Annotated in this window: 15 protein-coding genes; 6 read left to right on the forward strand and 9 right to left on the reverse strand. The window is 39.6% G+C overall.

Annotated features, from left to right (window positions below; translation table 11 throughout):
• Positions 1-65 precede the first annotated feature (65 nt).
• The gene (locus HGR01_RS12370) at positions 66-2,192 is read right to left on the reverse strand and encodes a chemotaxis protein CheA (protein ID WP_045871673.1); all 2,127 of its coding nucleotides are present in this window, start codon (positions 2,190-2,192) and stop codon (positions 66-68) included.
• 574 nt (positions 2,193-2,766) lie between these two features.
• Between HGR01_RS12370 and HGR01_RS12375 the strand changes: the two genes are divergently transcribed.
• Genes HGR01_RS12375 through HGR01_RS12385 form a run of 3 tightly spaced genes read left to right on the forward strand, consistent with a single transcriptional unit; the run spans position 2,767 to position 5,412 of the window.
• Positions 2,767-3,132 (forward strand): response regulator, encoded by a 366-nt coding sequence (locus tag HGR01_RS12375; protein WP_045871672.1) that lies wholly within the window; start codon positions 2,767-2,769, stop codon positions 3,130-3,132.
• A gap of 7 nt (positions 3,133-3,139) precedes the next feature.
• Complete coding sequence (locus HGR01_RS12380; RefSeq protein ID WP_045871671.1) at positions 3,140-3,745, forward strand: chemotaxis protein CheC; 606 nt, start codon at positions 3,140-3,142, stop codon at positions 3,743-3,745.
• 56 nt (positions 3,746-3,801) lie between these two features.
• The gene (locus HGR01_RS12385; RefSeq protein ID WP_045871670.1) at positions 3,802-5,412 is read left to right on the forward strand and encodes an ATP-binding protein; all 1,611 of its coding nucleotides are present in this window, start codon (positions 3,802-3,804) and stop codon (positions 5,410-5,412) included.
• Between the two features lie 199 nt (positions 5,413-5,611).
• Here HGR01_RS12385 and HGR01_RS12390 read toward each other — a convergent pair whose 3' ends face one another.
• Positions 5,612-6,049 (reverse strand): hypothetical protein, encoded by a 438-nt coding sequence (locus HGR01_RS12390; RefSeq protein WP_052335267.1) that lies wholly within the window; start codon positions 6,047-6,049, stop codon positions 5,612-5,614.
• A gap of 687 nt (positions 6,050-6,736) precedes the next feature.
• On the opposite strand from HGR01_RS12390, the gene HGR01_RS12395 reads away from it, so the two are divergent.
• Complete coding sequence (locus HGR01_RS12395; protein WP_045871669.1) at positions 6,737-7,816, forward strand: ATP-dependent 6-phosphofructokinase; 1,080 nt, start codon at positions 6,737-6,739, stop codon at positions 7,814-7,816.
• 151 nt (positions 7,817-7,967) lie between these two features.
• Here the strand turns inward: HGR01_RS12395 and HGR01_RS12400 are convergent, their stop codons facing one another.
• The 7 genes from HGR01_RS12400 to HGR01_RS12430 form a co-directional block, all read right to left on the reverse strand.
• Positions 7,968-8,318: a DUF5615 family PIN-like protein gene (locus HGR01_RS12400; protein ID WP_045871668.1), complete on the reverse strand. Its 351-nt coding sequence runs from the start codon at positions 8,316-8,318 to the stop codon at positions 7,968-7,970.
• Between the two features lie 3 nt (positions 8,319-8,321).
• A complete protein-coding gene (locus HGR01_RS12405; protein ID WP_045871667.1) occupies positions 8,322-8,552 on the reverse strand; it encodes a DUF433 domain-containing protein in 231 nt (76 codons plus the stop codon).
• A 240-nt stretch (positions 8,553-8,792) separates the two neighbouring features.
• Positions 8,793-9,797, reverse strand: coding sequence for a tetratricopeptide repeat protein (locus HGR01_RS12410; protein WP_052335266.1), 1,005 nt, complete (start codon positions 9,795-9,797; stop codon positions 8,793-8,795).
• Positions 9,798-10,304: 507 nt separating this feature from the next.
• On the reverse strand, positions 10,305-10,739 hold the full coding sequence (locus HGR01_RS12415; RefSeq protein ID WP_045871666.1) for an SHOCT domain-containing protein: 435 nt from the start codon (positions 10,737-10,739) through the stop codon (positions 10,305-10,307).
• 315 nt (positions 10,740-11,054) lie between these two features.
• Complete coding sequence (gene mutL / locus HGR01_RS12420; protein ID WP_045871665.1) at positions 11,055-12,758, reverse strand: DNA mismatch repair endonuclease MutL; 1,704 nt, start codon at positions 12,756-12,758, stop codon at positions 11,055-11,057.
• A gap of 164 nt (positions 12,759-12,922) precedes the next feature.
• Positions 12,923-13,966: an adenosine deaminase gene (locus HGR01_RS12425; protein ID WP_045871664.1), complete on the reverse strand. Its 1,044-nt coding sequence runs from the start codon at positions 13,964-13,966 to the stop codon at positions 12,923-12,925.
• Between the two features lie 157 nt (positions 13,967-14,123).
• Positions 14,124-16,652 carry a PAS domain S-box protein gene (locus tag HGR01_RS12430; protein ID WP_052335265.1) on the reverse strand — a complete coding sequence of 843 codons (2,529 nt, stop codon included), beginning with the start codon at positions 16,650-16,652 and terminating at the stop codon, positions 14,124-14,126.
• Between the two features lie 802 nt (positions 16,653-17,454).
• Here HGR01_RS12430 and HGR01_RS12435 point away from each other — a divergent pair.
• Positions 17,455-18,798, forward strand: a complete 1,344-nt coding sequence (locus tag HGR01_RS12435; RefSeq protein ID WP_045871662.1) for an adenylosuccinate synthase — start codon at positions 17,455-17,457, stop codon at positions 18,796-18,798.
• 92 nt (positions 18,799-18,890) lie between these two features.
• The gene (rplY, locus tag HGR01_RS12440) at positions 18,891-19,190 is read left to right on the forward strand and encodes a 50S ribosomal protein L25 (protein ID WP_045871661.1); all 300 of its coding nucleotides are present in this window, start codon (positions 18,891-18,893) and stop codon (positions 19,188-19,190) included.
• The last annotated feature ends 236 nt before the right edge of the window (positions 19,191-19,426 follow it).

Consider the following 19,426-nt stretch of genomic DNA (forward strand, 5'->3'; position numbering starts at 1 on the left):
TGATTTTCCCAAAACTCACAAAAATTATACCCTGCGAGAATAACTAACGTCGAATGCGTCAAAAATTATCGAGAATTTACTAGTTGTAATAAATAAGGATTTGTCTTCCTAATTATCGCTTCCATATCCAGAATTTCTGTGATTTTACCTTGAATTACAGTAGAGAATAAAATACCTTCTCTACTAGGTATACCTTTAATTGTCAGCGCTTCCTCGACAATATCAAGAATGTGATCAACTACTAACGCTACGCTTACTGCTGGATAGGGAGAGACAATAATAATTGATAATGTCTCGGTTTCTATTGCTAGATTATCAAAGGTGCGATCGCCAAATATAGTATGTAGATCAATTAGCGGTAAAATTTGCTTGTCATACCGCACAACCAACTGATTAGCGACTTTCTCAATCGCAGTTGCGGGAATCTCCGCCAGTCGAGATGCGATCGCTAAAGGAATACCCATGTGTGCGTCTTGGGGGCCTGTAAACAGTAAAAGAGTTTGGCGATCGCTTTCTGGAATACTGACATCTGTAGCATTCGCTAACTGCTGATATGTGGCGCTGACACCAGCTTGCTTGGCTAAACCGACGACATCAATAATTAATCCGACTTTTCCATCTCCTAAAATTGTGGCTCCAGCAAATAAGGAGATATGCTTTAATTGTTTGCCTAAGGGTTTGACGACGATTTCTTGAATATCTTCAATGCTATCTACTACCAAGCCGAAGCGATAGTTATCAGCTTGAATAATCACTATACTCAGCAGTTCGCTGTTAGTAGTACTAATTTGTAATATTTGATTGAGGTAAATTAACGGTATAAGTTCACCCCGCAAGCGATACACGGGAACATCATAAAATATCTCAATATTTTTTAGTCCTGGCTCTGTTTCCAGGCGAACTAGTTCTTGGAGATTTCCTTGAGGAATGGCATAAAAATCGCCGCCACTGCTAATAATTAAGGCGGAAATAATCGCCAATGTCAGGGGAATTTTTAATTTAAATGTGGTTCCCTGTCCTAACTGACTTTCAATTTCGATGCTACCGTTAATTTTTTCGATATTGTCTTTGACGATATCCATTCCTACCCCTCTTCCTGAGAGGTTGGTGATTTGTTCGGCGGTAGAGAAGCCACGTAAAAAAATTAAGTTCATTGCTTCTGAGTCAGTCATCGTTGCTGCTTGGGTGGCGCTGACTAATCCCAGTTGTTGCGATCGCGCTTTGAGGCGTTCGGGGTTGAGTCCCCTACCATCATCGCTAATTTCTAGATTGACTTTACCGTTTTCGTAAGCAGCTCCCAGAAATAACCTCCCCACAGCAGGTTTACCCTTAGCTGTGCGTTCTGCGGGGAACTCAATCCCATGATCTACACAGTTGCGGATTAAGTGCGTTAAAGGATCTTTGATGGCTTCAATAATACTTTTATCAAGCTCTGTATCTATCCCCGCCATTTCCACTGCAACTTGTTTACCAGAAGCGATCGCTAAATCACGAACTACTCGGGGAAATTTTTGCCAGATACTATTTATTGGTTGGAGGCGAGTTTTCATCACCTGTTCTTGCAATTCGCCTGTAATTCCGTTTAAGCGTTGGCAAGCCGCAGTCAAGTCGCTATCTTTGAGCTTGGTAGATAATCTCATAACTTGGTTACGCGCTAACACCAGTTCGCCTACCAAATTCATCACCTGATCTAACAACCCCACATTGACGCGGATATGAGATTCTGAGGTTGTCTGGGTGGAATCTTCCAAATCGCCATCGAATTCTACAGTTGGCGGTGCTGGGGAGGTTGCTGCTGGCTGAGTTTGTTGTAATGCGGTGATTTTCTCAATCAGTTGAGCATAATCGCGATCGCTTTCTTTTCTTGTCGTTGCGATCGCAGACAACATCTGTCTGATACTGTCGATTGTTTGGAGTAACGTACTGACGATTTGAGGAGTAATGGCTAAAGTGCGTTCGCGCAGACTCGACAACAAACTTTCCGCCGCATGAGCCAGCGCTTCTAACTTAGGAAACGGTAAAAAGCCACAATTACCTTTAAGGGTGTGCAGTGAGCGATAAATCCTGACTAACGATTCACCATTTCCATATTCTTTCTCTAGCTCAATAATGTCACGTTCAATTTGATCGAGATTCTCGTAGCTTTCAACGAGAAATGCTTCTATGTCATCATCTATCTCTGTTAACTCCATTGTAATAATAGATTGCCAATTCTTTATTTTAATACTAATAACCTGCCAAAATCAATATATATCTCTCTCATGAGAGATGTTTATCGCCATAAATGCTGAAAATATAATGCTAAACTTAATAACGAAAGCAAAGAAATCCAATGCCAGCTTTGCGCTGCAAATCCAAACTTAAAAAGGGTTAGCATCAACCTAGACAATGTTAAAAGTATCAGCGATGCAATTTTCAATAATTCTCATCTTAGCAATCTTGGAGTTACCTCAATTATATCAATAAAGTGTGTTTGTGAATGCATCTTCATGCCATAAATGTGATACCAATCTTGGTAATAACAAATATCACATCCAAAAATTTTATCTGGAGTGCGAAAAGCGCCAATGGCAATAAATTAACTGTGCAAGATATCAAGTTTTAATTATAGAAAATTATCAATATCATATTTTTGCTTATACTTGAGTAAAAACTGCTGTATTAACTAAAGATAAATTTTGAGAAATTAGCTGAATTTTTACGGATAATTCAAGAAGAGACTAATTTTGCAATTTCAGGAAGTCGCAGGTCAAAAGGGTAAAGTTGATGGCTTTGGTTTTAATTATCGATGATGCAGCATTTTCTCGCAGAATGATTCGCAAGTTTCTGCAAGTAGATGGTTATGAAATCCTCGAAGCTAGTAATGGACGCGAGGGGTTAGAAATGGTGCATAAGCATCAGCCAAACTGTGTGTTAGCTGATATTTTAATGCCGGAAATGAATGGTTTTGAATTTTTGCAAGCTCTCCAAGATGAACAATTAAAAATTCCTACCATTATCATCTCAGCAGATATTCAAGATGGCTCACGCAATCAAAGTTATCAGTTAGGCGCAGTTAACTTTATTAACAAACCGCCAAAAGAAAGTGAATTGCGCGCAGCAGTTCAGCAAGTTCTCAATACCAAGGAATAAAGCCAAGATGAATGTGACAGCAGAACAATTAGATGCCCTCCAAGAATTAATTAATATTGGAGTTGGTAGGGCAGCAAGTTTACTCAATGAAATGGTAAACTCTCACATTCGTCTAGAAATTCCTTTTGTCAAGGTATTAACAGCTGTGGATGCCTATGAAGAATTAGCTTTACGATTTCATGATGATAGTTTAGCCGCTGTGAGACTCGGCTTTACAGGCCCCTTTTACGGTACAGCTGGCTTAATTTTCCCAACTGACAGCGCCTCATCATTAGTAGCAGTTTTGACTGGTGAAAACCCAGATTCAACTGATTTGGATGCAGTTAAAATTGGCACATTAAGCGAAATCGGTAATATTGTAATTAATGGGGTAATGGGTTCAATAGGTAATGTGTTGAGACAGCACATGAGTTACACAATACCTGTTTATTTAGAAGATAAAATTGAAAATTTATTAGCATCTGCCAATGTGAGCGAGTCAAAAATTTTGCTAGCACAAGCAAGATTTACGATTGAGCAATTAGAACTAATTGGAGATATCATTTTAATATTTGAATTAGATACATTTGATACCTTAATTCAAATAATTAATCAGGAAATGGGAGTATCATGAAGCGAAAAAATCTTACAAAAAATAGTATAAATTTTTAAATTTAGTCTGATGATGATATGAATAGAATCGAACAAGCTCAAGAAAAATTCGCCCTGCTAGATAAAATTACTTTAGGAGCTTTTGTTCTACAGTCAGACTACAGTGTTTTATTCTGGAATAGCAGTTTAGAAGAATGGACACAAATTCCCCGCAGTCGGATTTTAGGTAATTCAATTCTGGAATATTTTTCCCATCTTAATCAACCGCGCTACATTCATCGCTTAGAGCAAATTTTTCAAGGTGGCCCGCCTACAATATTTTCTTCGCAATTACATCAATATATTATTCCCGTACCGTTACCCCAAGAAAAATATCGCATTCAGCACACCACAGTAACTGCTGTAGAAGCTGATGGTGATTTTTATGCATTATTTTCCATTCAAGATGTTACCGAACTCACCTTCCGTGTTCAAGAATATAAAAACGTGCGCGATCAAGCATTAGCAGAAGCAGAAGCACGCCAGCGATCGCAAGAAGCCGCCGAAGCCGCAAACCGCATCAAAGATGAATTTCTTGCTATTGTCTCTCATGAATTGCGATCGCCTCTTAATCCAATTTTAGGATGGGCGAAGTTACTCAAAAAACGTAATTTAAATGAAACAACTACCCTACGCGCTGTAGAAACTATCGAACGTAATGCCGAATTACAAGCACAGTTAATTGATGATTTGTTAGATATTTCGCGTATTTTGCGAGGTAAACTCGGCTTAAATTTAGAAACAGTGAATCTCGCCACCACAATTGAAGCAGCTTTAGAAACAGTCAGATTAGCAGCAGAAGCCAAATCTATTCAAATTCATCTCAAATTAGATCGTAAAGTAGCACAGGTAAAAGGTGATAGTAGCCGATTGCAACAAGTAGTGTGGAATTTGCTTTCTAACGCCATCAAATTCACTCCATCTGGTGGAGAAATAGAAGTTAAATTACAACAAATAGATTCACAAGTAGAAATTCAAGTCAGCGATACAGGTAAAGGTATTAGTCCAGATTTTCTACCCCATGTATTTGAATATTTCCGCCAAGCCGATAGTACAATCACCCGTAGATCGGGGGGATTAGGATTAGGTTTAGCGATTGTGCGTCAACTTGTAGAATTACATGGTGGTAGAGTTTGGGCAGAAAGTCTTGGAGAAGACAAAGGCGCAACATTTACAGTTTCTCTACCCGCGTTACCAAAAACCCTAAGATTATCAGCTAGAGATAGCGATTTATCACAAGATTCCTATTCTTTATCTGTACCTTATGCCCCATTAGAAGCAATCAAGGTATTAGTTGTAGACGATGATGTAGATACAAGAGAATTTCTCGCCTTTTTATTAGAACAGCATGGTGCAATCGTCACCAGCGCCGCCTCAGCCAACGAAGCACTGATTGCGATCGCTCAATCAAAACCCGATTTATTATTAAGCGACTTAGGTATGCCAGAAGTTGATGGCTACGCCTTAATCCGTAAAATCCGCAGTATGCCAGCCCAGCAAGGAAAAGAAATTCCCGCGATCGCCCTCACCGCCTACGCCGCAGAAACCACACAACAACAGGTATTTGCGGCGGGATTTCAACTGCATATCGCAAAACCCGCCGATCCGTCAAAATTAATCGCTGCGATCGTTGCACTGGTGAAACGGTGATAGGGGTTAGGGACTGGGGAACTCAGGGCCCCTCTGGGGATAAGGGGTAATGGGGATTGGGGAGAAATGAATAATGACTTTTGACTCTTGTACAGACGCGATGAATCGCGTCTGTTGCAACTCAGCATAAATACGCTTAAAACGCTTACTAATGACTAATGACAGCCCTTGTCAGTTATTTTCAATTGCAACACTCTACTTAAAATTGCGTTACAGTTACACTCAAGCCAGAATCAAGTTTAGGCACTTTCAAATATTCTATCGGTTCGCTGCTATTGCGAGGTGTAGGATTATTGTTTGGCTGCTGACATTTTGCAAACGCAGCTGCTGGATCTTTCAAGAAATCTAAAGGATTGACTTTTTGACATCCTTGCTCTTCGATTCGAGAAATTCTATTATTAGTTGGCAATAAACTATTATTTGGTTGAATAATCACATTCTGCCACTTATTATTAATTGTTGCTGCTTCTGTCATCAGATTCACCGCTTGGTTGGGTACATCTGTCACAGGTTCTACAACAGCAGAATTAGCTGGTTCCATCATTGTGGGCATTAAATTTTCTTGTTGAGCATAGGCATTTTTAGTTCCTGCGATCGCACCCATCAAAACTAAGGAAATTAAAAGAAAATATTTCATAGGTAGATGCCTCAACATTTAATATCAGTTTGGAATCTGTGCTTGCTGTATTAATAGTAACAAGTATAGTTATAGCAAAATAACAGTAAGAATAAGATAAATATTTCCTTTTATGTAGATAATTTGTGAACAATATTACTTTTGTCACATATTGTAAAAAATCAATGCAACTACTAACTTCAAAAGCTATTCATCAATAATAGGACTGAGGCAGCACAAATATTTTCGGGGCATGACATGGTCAAAAATTAGACTTTGGAACGCCAGTTGCTACCCTGCGGGTTCCGCGTTAGCGGTACAAGTCTGGCGAATGAACGCAGTAATTCCTTTTGACTCTGGACAACCACTGCGGGAAAAATATGATACTTGCGTAAGTCCTAAAATATATAGAAATTCGCTTATTAAGAAAGATATAAAAAAGTAAAAATCCGGAAATTATCTCATACAAAGCTTTACATATTTCGCTTGTATTCCCTTAATTAATTGGTTTTAAACATAATCTGATTTTTGTGTTCACAGATAGTTTAATCTACTAAATACGGGTAAGTTGATAAGAAGATTTGTAGGAGTAGAAATAGATGCATTATGCAATAAGCAAATGCACCTAAAATTGCTAAATTTTAATTTCCTTAACCTTGAAATATTCTTGCCGGCTTACTGATTTCTTGTTGGAAACTCGAAAAAAATATGGGGAAATCTAAGCGGATTGGCATTCTTACCAGTGGCGGAGATTGTTCTGGTTTGAATGCAGTGATCAGATCTGTAGTTCATTGTGCTTCGGGAAAAGGTTGGGAAGTATTGGGAATTCGTCAAGCAACTGTAGGATTGATGGCGCGTCCACCAGAATACACAAAACTAGAAATTGACCAAGTTGACCCACTGTTAACTGCTGGTGGCACAATGTTAGGAACCACAAATAAAGGCGATCCATTTGCATTTCCCATGCCTGATGGTAGTTTATGCGATCGCTCCGAAGACATCATTGCAGGTTATCATCAACTCGGTTTAGATGCTTTGATTGGCATTGGTGGTGATGGTAGTTTGGCGATTTTGCGGCGCTTGGCACAACAAGGCGGGATTAATTTAGTCGGGATTCCCAAAACCATTGATAATGATATTGGCATTACTGAACACGCCGTTGGTTTTGATACAGCAGTAAATATTGCCACAGAAGCATTGGATAGGTTACATTTCACCGCCGCATCTCACAGTCGAGTGATCATTTTAGAAGTGATGGGACGTGATGCCGGACACATTGCGATTGCTGCGGGAATTGCTGGGGGAGCAGATGTAATTTTAATTCCCGAAATTCCCTACGACATGGATCAGATTTGCTACAAAATTAAACATCGCCAAGAACAAGGCAAAAACTACTGTTTAATTATTGTTTCTGAAGCAGTTCGGACTCAAGATGGTGAATGTGTAACAATGACCAATCGTGCTGGAGAATCTCGCTATGGTGGTATTGGTCAATACTTAGCCGATCAAATTAGCGATCGCATTGGTGCAGAAACACGCGTTACAGTTTTAGGACACCTGCAACGAGGTGGAACAGCTTCACCACTAGATCGTTTAGTAGCAGCAGCTTTTGGCGTAGCTGCGGTCAATCTTATTGATGAAGGTAAATACGATCACATGGTTGCCTGGCAAAATCGCCAAGTTTTTACTATACCAATTGCGGAAGCGATCGCTCAATATCGCGCCGTCAATCCAGGGGATACTTTAGTGAAAACTGCGCGTGGTTTAGGTATTTATTTGGGAGATTGAAATAGGAAATAGGGCACAAATCAGTAGGGTGTGTTATCGCGTAGCGTAACGCACCTTGAATTATTCTACTCACTAGATCGAGTCTATTTTGTGTATTTTGCGATCGCTTGTTCTTGCCAAAGCTTGGACTTTAAATCTATAGCAAGCGTTTTTACAAGAGTCTCATACGGATGCGATCATCTTCAATCACGCTGAAATGAGCGGCCCAATCGTTTCGAGATGCGATCGCAGTCGCAACTTTTTGAGCCACAACTGCGCCCGAAGGAGCTTTAATCCGAAACAAGATAATTCCACTGGTCGCTGGTAACTTTGAACGGAAGGCGAGTTCACCAAAGTCTTTGTCGAAGGTCAGGAGAATGCGATCTTCGGTTTGAGCGCGACTCAACACCTCAGGATCGGTAATCCCAGGCGCATCGGTGCGAATCCACACAACATCGTGCCCTTGTTGCCTAAGGGCTTCTACAGCATCAGATGGGAAGTTCTCGTTGGCAAGAAATCGCATAGGCTATGCAGGAAAGGCGTAGACTTTTTCCGCTTTGAGGGTGGCGCTGGCATAGCTGAGGCAGGCTTGAACATCCTCAAGGGTAATACCAGGGTAATTGCGGAGAATTTCATCGGTTGTCCAGCCTTGAGCAAGCAAGTCGATAATAAACTCGACAGCAAGGCGAGTCCCTTTGATAATGGGTTTGCCGACAAGGATATTAGGATCAATCGTGATTCGAGATTGCCAGTCCATAGGGTTACGTTGAGTGTATTGTCTTCAGTTTACGCTTGCTCTTACCCACCAAATCAAAAACTAATTCAGTCTGAGTATTTTGCGATCACTTGTTCCTTGCAAAAAGCTTGGTTATAACTTAATTTAATAAACATAACATTAGTCTTAATTTCTTTAAGTTATGTTAGCACTGTGGTTGAGTCGCTAACAGCAACTTTTAGAGATACTATGATCAGCATAATTTGTTTATTAAATAGAAAGTTATTTAAACATCCACTTAAGAATTATATACACTATCAATCCTCCAACTAATAATCCGGCGAAAAAGTTCTTAAATGATTTATTTCTGGCATAATATTGATTTAAATCTAGACCTTGTTGAAAACAAATTGCTTTCATAAATTCTCTATCTAAATCAGTATATTTTCTCTCCCGATCATCATATTTATCTTCAAGATATTTAAAGAGTAAACCCGCTGCTAACTCTTTTTGTTTGGGTTGAGGCGTTGTTGGAAATTCTCTGGCTATTTGTATTGAGAGAGCCTTAAGCTTTGCAGCGTGATACAGCAATTTTTCATAGCTCCCAAAATCCTTCTTAAATACATTTTCTTGTAACTGGTTGCTATTTCCTACTTGTTTTCTACCTAAATTAGAGTTAGCACTTTGGATCTGTTGCAGAATCTTTTGAGCATTTTCATAATTAGGTAGGTCGTTCTGGTCAGAAAAAAGTTGTACAGCTTTTTTAATATCATGAATAGCTTCATCAAAGAGACGCAAATCTGCTTTAGCACCACCACGGCTAAAGTATGCCATTGCATAACTTGGATTGATCTTGATTGCTAGATCATAGTATTGAATTGCCTCCGAGTATTTTTTACGTTCGCAAAAGTAGACTCCCAAGAAATTCAAGTAAACAGATAATTCTTTACTTAAAGTATTCCATGATGTCTTAGCTTTTTCTTTTGCTCTTGTCACAGAAGCAGCATTTGCAAGGAAATTTTCATAGGCAGTGTTGGCATCAATTGCTCCCTTTGCTAAAGTTTGACAGTATCGTTTGCCTGCCTCTGTAGTAGCTGTGTTAGAAGCCATTAAAAATAGATCTGCTGCTTCCGCATAATTTCCTTGGTCTGCATAATCAATTGCTTCTAAGACTCTAGCAGCATGACGATTTTCCATTGATTGAGTCATATCAGATCCAAAAGTAGCATCGAGAAAATCTTGGTATCTACCAACAGGGCGCTCAGGATTATTGCCTAGATTAGTCATAGCAATTGGATACACACTCTATATGATAATTATGCTTGCCCTAAATCTAAATCTGGGCAACTTTTTATAGACCTTTAGCTAGAGTACCCAAAACCTTGCTATAGATAAACTTCTGCAATTGCCCCACCAAAATTTCAAAACATTTGAGTGTAATCAACAAGCTAATAATTACAAGTATTAAATGTGTTTATGTACAGGAAGGTACAAAGGATTTCGGAACTTATACCAATTTAATGTGAAGTTGCACATATCTTGATCCCCCTAACTACCTCTTCAAAAGGGGGAAGCACTGCGTTGGGCGGCTTTGCCGACTTGTGCCGCTAACGCGGAACCCGCAGGTTAGCAAGTGGTGTGGACTTTGGTAGATGTATTCTGGTTTCCCCCTTTTTTCAAGGGGGATCGAATTCTATGCAGCCTCATAAAGAATTGGTATTAGGCAATTAGTGCCAACTTTTTATTTTCAAATTCTTCATTGGTAATAATTGCTGCATCTCTAGCATTTTTAAGTTATTTGATTTGATTGCTCAGTTCGGATTTTTGTTTAATTGCTAACTTCTGAATCTCATATTCTTCTTGGCTGAGAATTCCACAAGCCAAAGCAGCATTGAGTTTAGCAATTTGAACTTCTACTTCTGAGTGAGAAGACTCATGGATTAATTCAGATCTCTTCATCTCAAACTCACCTTGAGTTAAAATTCCCTCATCAAGGAGGTGCTGAAGTTTTATCAGTTTCTCTTCTGTGTCTACACACTGATTAAAAGCTTGCATTAATTCTTCAATTTCCAACCTTTTTGCGCTATAGGCAATTTCATCAATGAAGCCTTGCTCGTAAGCATCTCTGAGATGCTTGAGTTTTACCTCCAAAGAACTCTGAGATTCCATCAGAGCTAACTCTACAGAAGATTGATCCCGATTATTGCCGTGGTAATTTTTGTTAGTCATATTTCACCCTTATAAATCTTGATGTATAAGCAGGATTCTCATACCAATCCAAATAATGTTTGTGACAGATCAATGATTTGTCAGGACTCAACAATATTGTTTCCTTAACTATTTGTCATATCTTGTTCAAATTGGTATCAAGTCTGCTTATTTTAGAATTCCCTGGATTTAATCTGCACTAACAATAAAGTTCAGAATTCCGATTACTTACATACTCAGACTTGATTGCTAAATTTGCTTAATATTACAAAATTCCGCAAAATCAACGACGACAATAAACTAACTTAATTTATCAAATAGCTCTCATCATCAAAATTAAATTCCGTGGCTCTTCCCAATCACCCAGTTACGCCGGAAAAATCGCGCTAAAGCGGATTCTTCTAATGATAAATAAATAGGCCTTCCGTGAGGACAGGTGCGAGGATTGCGAGTGCGTTGCCATTGATCTAAAAGAGTTTGCATTTCTGGCAAACTCATCGGTGTACCATTGCGTATAGCACTGCGACAAGCAACAGCAACTTGCGCGGCTTGTAAATCACCACCTAAACTCAGTTCTAAAATAGCATCGGCACAATCTTCTCGTTGTTGCAACATTGCGGGGATATTGCGAACCGCCCAAAGCTGTTCGCCAAAGGTTTCTATATCTAAACCAATGCGTTGTAATTGTGCAACTTGTTTTGGCGTTAATTGATAAAGAATAATTGCTGGTTCAATGGGTATCATTTGCCAGCTATCGCATAATTGCTCATACAAAACTCGCTCATGGGCAATATGCTGTTCTACTAACCAAACTCCCTCAGAATGTTCCACCACAATATAAGTATTGCTAACTTGAGCAACAGCTTTTAAAGAATAAGGAGTACTCAATCCTGAGTTCTGAGTATGATCCTCATCTTTGGGATTTTTCGGATTAAAATTGTAGCCGCCTTTAGCTTCCGCAGCTTTGAGTAATTTACTGACGCGGGTAATATGAACGGCTTCTTTAATATTGGCAGAACTGAGGCGTAATGCTTGCTCAATTCCTTGAGTCACTTGTTCTTGCCAATAACCGATTTCATTAAGATAAATTTCTGTTTTCGCTGGGTTACGATTCCAGTTAATTTGGTCTGGAGAAATATCAAGATGTAAGAAACAAACGGGATAGCGATCGCGTGGTAATGTGCGATGGAATGCTGCCAAAATTGTTTGCTCTAATTCTGCTGACTTCACCATCCGGCCGTTAATGGCTACACGTACCCAATCTGGACGATGACGATGACAGCGATCGGGTAATCCTACCACTAATGTGAGTTCTGAGTTCTGAGTTCTGAGTTCTGAGTTAGCTGGATGGGGTATTGCTAGTTTGACTTCTTGGAAGTCGGCTTCTTTAACTTGGGGTATGAACTGCGGCAGTAATTTTTTGCTGGTGCTAGCCGGATAAATCGTAAACCAATCACGGTCATTTTGTTGCACTTGCCAGGTAACTTGGGGATGACATAAGGCAATTTGTTGAATTGCAGTTTGTACAGCTTTCATTTGCTGTGCAACTACTGGTAACCCCTGACGACGCGCTACACAATTGGCGAATAAATCAGATACTGTCACCACTGTACCAGGTGCGATCGCAGCGACTTCTACTTGCTGAACTTTTCCGCCATCGCTATAAACAACTCGCCATCCCCAATTTTCACCAGCCGGACGACTCAAAATTTCTAAATTTGACAAATTTGTCAAACTGTGCAGTGCTTCTCCCCGAAATCCTAAACTGCTAATTTTCCATAAATCAGCACAAGTGTAAATTTTACTGGTGCTGTGAGTGGCTGCGGCTTTTTGCAAATCATCTAAGTTCATTCCGCAACCATTATCGGCTACGCGCACTCGCCATTGCTGCGGCCAGAGAGACACAACAATTCTCGTCGCGCCAGCATCCAAGGAATTTTCTACTAATTCCCGCACGACAGAAGCTAAAGAGTCGATCACCTCTCCAGCTGTAATTAGATATACGACTTCTGTCGGTAAAGCGTGAATAGTAGATGTCATAAATTACAGTGTAGGCGAAAAGCCAGCACTGAATACAATAAGCAATTTTGTTTACTCTTCAACAAAATTTTTATTAATTTTAAAGCCATGTTGTTCAGATCCCCGACTTTTTCAAAAAGTCGGGGATCTATGACTATTGGGCAAATCCAAAACTGGCTGCGGAATTAATCTCTCATTGCCAAAACTTTCGGAGGTTCCGGTTTCAGCAATTCATTTAACAGAGATGCAGGACGTTCGCCATGAGGCCAAGCAAAAGCATGACGGAAAGCTGCATCCTGACAAGCTTGCAACTGTTTAAAGTTAATAATGTCGTATGTCAAAAGATTTTCATACTCAAAAGGCAGACGCACATTATGTAACCCAGCGTTATCAGTACAAATTGCAATATCTACCCCAGCGTCAAAACATCGGTCAAAAACTAACTTTAGTTGACGGATATCCTGTAAAGTACCAGTTTTAATGTAAGTTGTGGGGCAAACTTCCAAACACTGTCCTCTTTGCGCTAACTCTGGCAGTAACTCAGGATACAACAGAGGAATTTGAATACCATGTCCAATCCGCTTCAGGTAGGGTAGCAGTTCGGTGTAACAACCTGCAGTAGTTTCGTAAAGATGTCCTGTGGTGTTAATACCTAAAGAACAGGCATAATCATACAGATTCAGCCATTCTTCTAAACGTTCAGCATAGTGGCTATCACCACCGGCGATATCTACCGCACAAACATACTGTTTACTTTGTGCCGCCAAATCAACAATGGCCTTATTCACCTCATAAGGTAAACGTGAGTGCATACAGAGAATTTGGCTAGTCACAATCGGATATTCTTCCAACTGACTGGCTTTACCCACAACTTCAACAATTTCTGCCATCTTGTCAATTCTTTCGGATTGACTTAAATGTTCAGGTGTTCGTAAATAGGGGGTGTAACGCAGTTCCAAATAAGCCAAATTCTCAAATATATAAGCACCCCGTAACAATCGGTAGATAAAGTAAGGCAAAGTTTCTACAGTCTGTACACTTTCTACCAAGGTGTGTAATTCTAAATACTCGTCTAAGGTATTACGAGGTTTGGTATAAAACTCTTCAAATTCTGGATAGTTCGCAAAGCGGGAAATTAACTCAGACGTATGTCTCTCGAAATATCGCCACAACACACGAGGTACAACCGAACCGCCCAGATGCCGATGCAATTCAGCGTATAAAGCCATATTGGTGTTTTCCGGAGAAATTTTACTAATCTTAACAAGAACTTCGGGAAAAAAAATCTATACCTTTAGGGAGATTGTATAAAGGTAAGGTTAATTTATTTGTTTCGATGTTCAGTAGTTGTCATTAACTCATTGGTTAACAGTCAACAGTTAACAGTCAACAACCAAGGACTTTTATTCTAGCGATTGTTTGTAATAACTCGTTGCTAGTACAGGGTTTAGATAAAAATGCACTAACACCCATATCAGTAACTTCCTTGATGTTCTGAGGGGATAATAGTCCACTCAAAGCAATAATTTTGACATGAGGATTAATTGTTTGTAATTTGCGAATTGCGATCGCACCATCCATTACTGGCATCATCATATCTAGCAACACTACGCTTATTTGCTGTTGATACTGAGCATAAATTGCTACGGCTTCAATGCCATTGCTAGCAGTTAACACCTGATAATTATGTTTTTCTAAGGATGATTTGGTAATTTCTCGAATGGCGGCTTCATCATCAACTAGCAAAATCCATTCACCATTTCCTGTTGGTGCTGCAATTTCGGGGGTATGCAGAGGTTGAGTGCTATTACTAAATGCTGGTAAATATACTTGAAACTCTGTGCCTTGGTTAACTTTACTATTGACATTGACAAAACCATTATGGTTTTTAATAATACCAATGGCTGTAGATAGTCCTAATCCTGTACCTTTACCCACCTCTTTTGTGGTAAAAAAGGGTTCAAAAATCCGCTCTTGAATTTCTGGTGGTATTCCCGTACCCGTATCCCTAACAGAAATAGCAATATAAGCGCCTATTTGAGCATCAATATTAATTAGGGTTGATTTCTCATCAATTACCACATTTTCTGCACTAATTTTCAAGATACCACCGTCGGGCATGGCATCACGGGCATTCACTACCAAATTCATCAGCACTTGATGCAGTTCAGTGGTATTGCCAAACACATACCACAGACTTGCTGATAAATCTACTTGACAGGTAATCGATTTAGGAAATGTTTGTTGGATAATTTGCTCAATTTCCTGTATCAAAAGTCTAGTTTGGACAATTGTCTTTTTGCCTTCAATACCTCGAGCAAAAGACAACACTTGCTTGAGCAAATTAGCGCCACGTTTAACATTACTTTCTAGGGTTTGCAGAATGCGTTGACTTTGTTGGTCTGGTAATTTCATCCGCAATAGTTCAACTGACATTAGCACAGGAGCTAGAACATTGTTAAGGTCATGGGCAATCCCACCTGCTAGAGTACCAATACTTTCTAACCGTTGCGATCGCAAAAGCTGTGCTTCTAGTTGTTTCTTTTGAGTAATTTCTGTACTGACACTCAAAATTGATTTTGGTTGATTCTGACTATCCCGCATGAGTGTCCAGCGGCTTTCGACAATAATTTCTTTCCCCTGTTTTGTAAGTTGCTGCAATTCGCCGCGCCATTCACCTGCACGTAAGACTGTTAAAAATGCATCTTCTAGTTGTGGTGAACTATCTTTGTATAACAAATCAACCACATTTTTACCTAAAACTTCCTCAGCCTTCCAGCCATAAACGCCTTCAGCACCTTGATTCCAAAATAATATTTGGTTGTGGATATTTCTGACTACAATTGCATCAGTTGCAACATCTAAAAGTGCAGCCTGTTCACGAATTTTCTGTTCTGCTTGTTGGCGCTTGGTAATATCTCGCGTTACCGCTAAATGCAAAAATGTACCATCAGCTTCGTTATGTAGTGGTACAGCATGAGTTTCTAACCAACGACGAGTACCCTGACTACCGACAATCTCGTATTCTAAATTCCCTTTATAGCCCTGACAAACACGTTCATGTAGAGATACAAAGGCTTCTCGGTACTCTGGTAAAATAGTCGCAGTAAATGCTTGCCCAATCAAATTTTCTGCACTTTCTAGCTCCAACATTGCCAAGCCAGAGGCATTAATTTCTAATAAGGTACCATCCTTAGCAATTAACTTCAGACACTCTGGTTCTGCATCAATAATTGCTCGCAACCGATTCTCACTTTGACGTAAATTTAATTCTGTCTGTTGAAGCCGCTTGATGTAACACCATAACAAGTCATATAACAAAGCCACCAATAAAAAATCGATGATAGCAGCTAATAAAAATGTCGCCATTGACTTACGAGAAGTCACTTGTAACTGCTGATTGCGCTGTTGTAATATTTTTTGCTCACTTGCTAAAGACTCATGAATAAATCTTGGGATATCATGACTCAGCATTTCCTGTTGATGAGACAACACTGATTGCCTTGCAGTATCAAACCCTTGGTTTTGCAAAACAACAACTTCTGCTTGCAAGATGTTGAGTCTGTCAGTAATTTTTTGTTCTAGTACAGCAACCCATTGATGATTTTGTTGCGCTTGAGTGAGCTGTTTGAGAATTTGAATATTATTATTAATTTGTTGACTTGCTTGTAAATAGGTTACTAAGTTATTTGTGCTTATAGTTATTAAGTAGTTACGCTGTGCCGTTTCAGCATTGTTTAGCGTTGTCAGTAGCGTTTGAACTTGAGTAATAATTTCTTGGGAGTGTGTTATTAATTGCCAATTCTGTACCAGTTGCATCGTAGTGCTATGGGAAACTACAGCATTCGTAAACAAAACCGCCAAGACTAGAATAAATACTGCTTTCAGCTTTTGGATGACAGACCATTTCATCATGCGATCGCCTTCAATGCTGGTGATATCCCCAATGCGGTAAATTTAAAATTGAATACCTAAGATCAGTCAAAAATCTTGATACCACTTTGAACACAGGACAATTTTTAATATTTACACTGAGATGTATCCCATCGCGAATAGTGGTATGAATTATTCATTGTTAGCAATTTTAGGTGATTACTGAGACAGAAAAACCGCTATAAAAGTTACTTTATTAGCGGTTTTCAGTTAGATGAAATCTAATTTTTAGATTTTTCCAGAATTGAAAATCGGGACAAGTTTTTTTGTGTAAATGATTGATGATTAATACAATTATTTGCGACTATTAGTATTAAAAACTATAATACAAAATTTATTGTTGATCCGCAAGTTGTTTCAGCTAGATAAATAGAAGCTGTTAATAGCATAACTACTGACTACTTAAATGATTTTCTACAGCATAACTATTGATAATTGATGAATATTCGCGGATTCCAAATCCTAGAATTATCAAATAATGCGTGGATATCAGGTTTGGGGCATGATTAATAGCTGCTAGAGATATTGAAAGATTTTGATTAGTTTCCAAAATCAAACATTAATTCCATAATTTATTGTTTGAGATGCTCACAACTTTTCACGCCTAACCATTAAATAACCTCATGAGTAAGTATGTACTCATAACCTCTGGTTAAGTGAATAGGTTACTGTTTGCTAGGTGATGAATTTGTTGGATTGAGAATTTTGCAATTTTCTTGACATAAGTTACATATTATGTAAATAATAATTGTTTGTGGAAACTTTAGCTCTATAAAATAAAAGCTTGGCTAACGTTATTGTCATAGGTGCCCAGTGGGGCGATGAAGGAAAAGGTAAAATAACTGACTTACTCAGCCGCTCCGCAGATGTAGTTGTCCGTTACCAAGGGGGTGTCAATGCTGGACACACAATTGTAGTTAAAGGTCAAACCTTTAAGTTACATTTGATTCCCTCTGGTATTTTGTATCCAGATACCGAATGCATTATCGGCTGTGGTACAGTCATCGATCCCAAAGTTTTAATAGCAGAACTAGATCAATTAGAAAGTTTAAATATTTCTACTAATAATCTGCTAATTTCCGAGACTGCCCATGTAACTATGCCTTACCATCGATTAATCGATCAGGCATCAGAAGAACGTCGGGGAAGCCACAAAATCGGCACTACAGGAAGGGGTATTGGCCCCACCTATGCTGATAAATCTGAGCGCACAGGTATCCGAGTTTTAGACTTGATGGACCCTGAAGGATTGCGCGATCAGTTAGAGTGGACAATTAATTATAAAAACGCAATTTTAGAAAAGCTTTACAACCTACCTCCTCTTGACCCAGAAGAGGTAATTCAAGAGTATTTGGGTTATGCTGAACGGTTGCGGCCTTACGTCGTTGATAGTTCGCTGAAAATATATGATGCGATTCTCAAACGGCGCAATATCTTATTTGAAGGCGCACAAGGGACGCTACTAGACCTAGATCATGGCACTTATCCCTACGTCACATCATCTAACCCTGTAGCTGGGGGGGCTTGCGTTGGCACAGGCTTAGGCCCGACAATGATTGACCGGGTAATTGGGGTGTCGAAAGCTTACACAACACGCGTTGGTGAAGGGCCTTTCCCAACCGAACTACAAGGTGAATTGGGAGAATTGTTGTGCGATCGCGGTGCTGAATTTGGTACAACTACTGGTAGGAAGCGTCGCTGCGGCTGGTTTGATGCTGTAATCGGTCGGTATGCCGTACGGATTAACGGTATGGACTGTATAGCAATCACCAAACTAGATGTTCTCGATGAACTAGAGGAAATCAACGTTTGTGTCGCCTACGAAATTGATGGCGAACGCTGCGAACACTTCCCCACCAGTGCGCGTCAATTTGCTCGCTGTCGTCCCATCTACAAAACCTTACCAGGTTGGAAAGTTTCGACAAGTAACTGCCGTACCCTGGAAGATTTGCCCAAGCAAGCCCTAGACTACCTAAAATTCTTAGCAGAATTGATGGAAGTCCCGATCGCGATTGTCTCCTTAGGAGCTAGCCGCGATCAAACCATAATTGTAGAAGACCCAATCCACGGGCCAAAACGTGCTTTGTTACAGCCTGACGGTACACCTGTCTCTTTACTCAGCGCCTAGCACTAGTCATCAGTCGTTTCGTCATCAGCAAATGACAAATGACAATTGACCAATGACAATTGACAATTGACAAATTACCACTAACAACTTGTATGAGCCTCACAGTCGAATCTAAAACCAGACCAGAAGGCAGCAAGCCTAAAGCTTTGCGTCGTTCTGGATTAATTCCCGCTAATTTATACGGTCACAAAGGCGCAGAATCAATTTCTTTAGTAGTTGAAGCAAAAACCGTTGAGCGCTTGCTCAAACACGCTGTTGTCAACAAAACAGAAGTTGAACTCACCATTCCCGAGCTTGAGTGGACTGGTAAAACTATAGTTCGGGAAGTTCAAACCCATCCCGCAAAAGGTACAACCTACCACGTCAGCTTTTTTGCCACTCCTCAAAGCTAATTGCGGAAGATATTTCATCTTTTTTGCTACCTAAATTTTGTGATAATTGCTGATAATGCCAGGGGTAACACCCTGGTTTTTTGTTAAGCTATCAGCGGCAGTAGAAGGATGAAGTCTCAAGGATGAAGTATAAAAACCACATCTATATATTAAGGATATAGTTTTTAGATATTGGGCATTTGGTGCTTGTCAAAAGTCAACATTCAAAGACTATTGATAATTTCTTCCTTGTCCCC

The sequence above is a fragment of the Tolypothrix sp. PCC 7712 genome (assembly GCF_025860405.1).
Classification (GTDB): domain Bacteria; phylum Cyanobacteriota; class Cyanobacteriia; order Cyanobacteriales; family Nostocaceae; genus Aulosira; species Aulosira diplosiphon.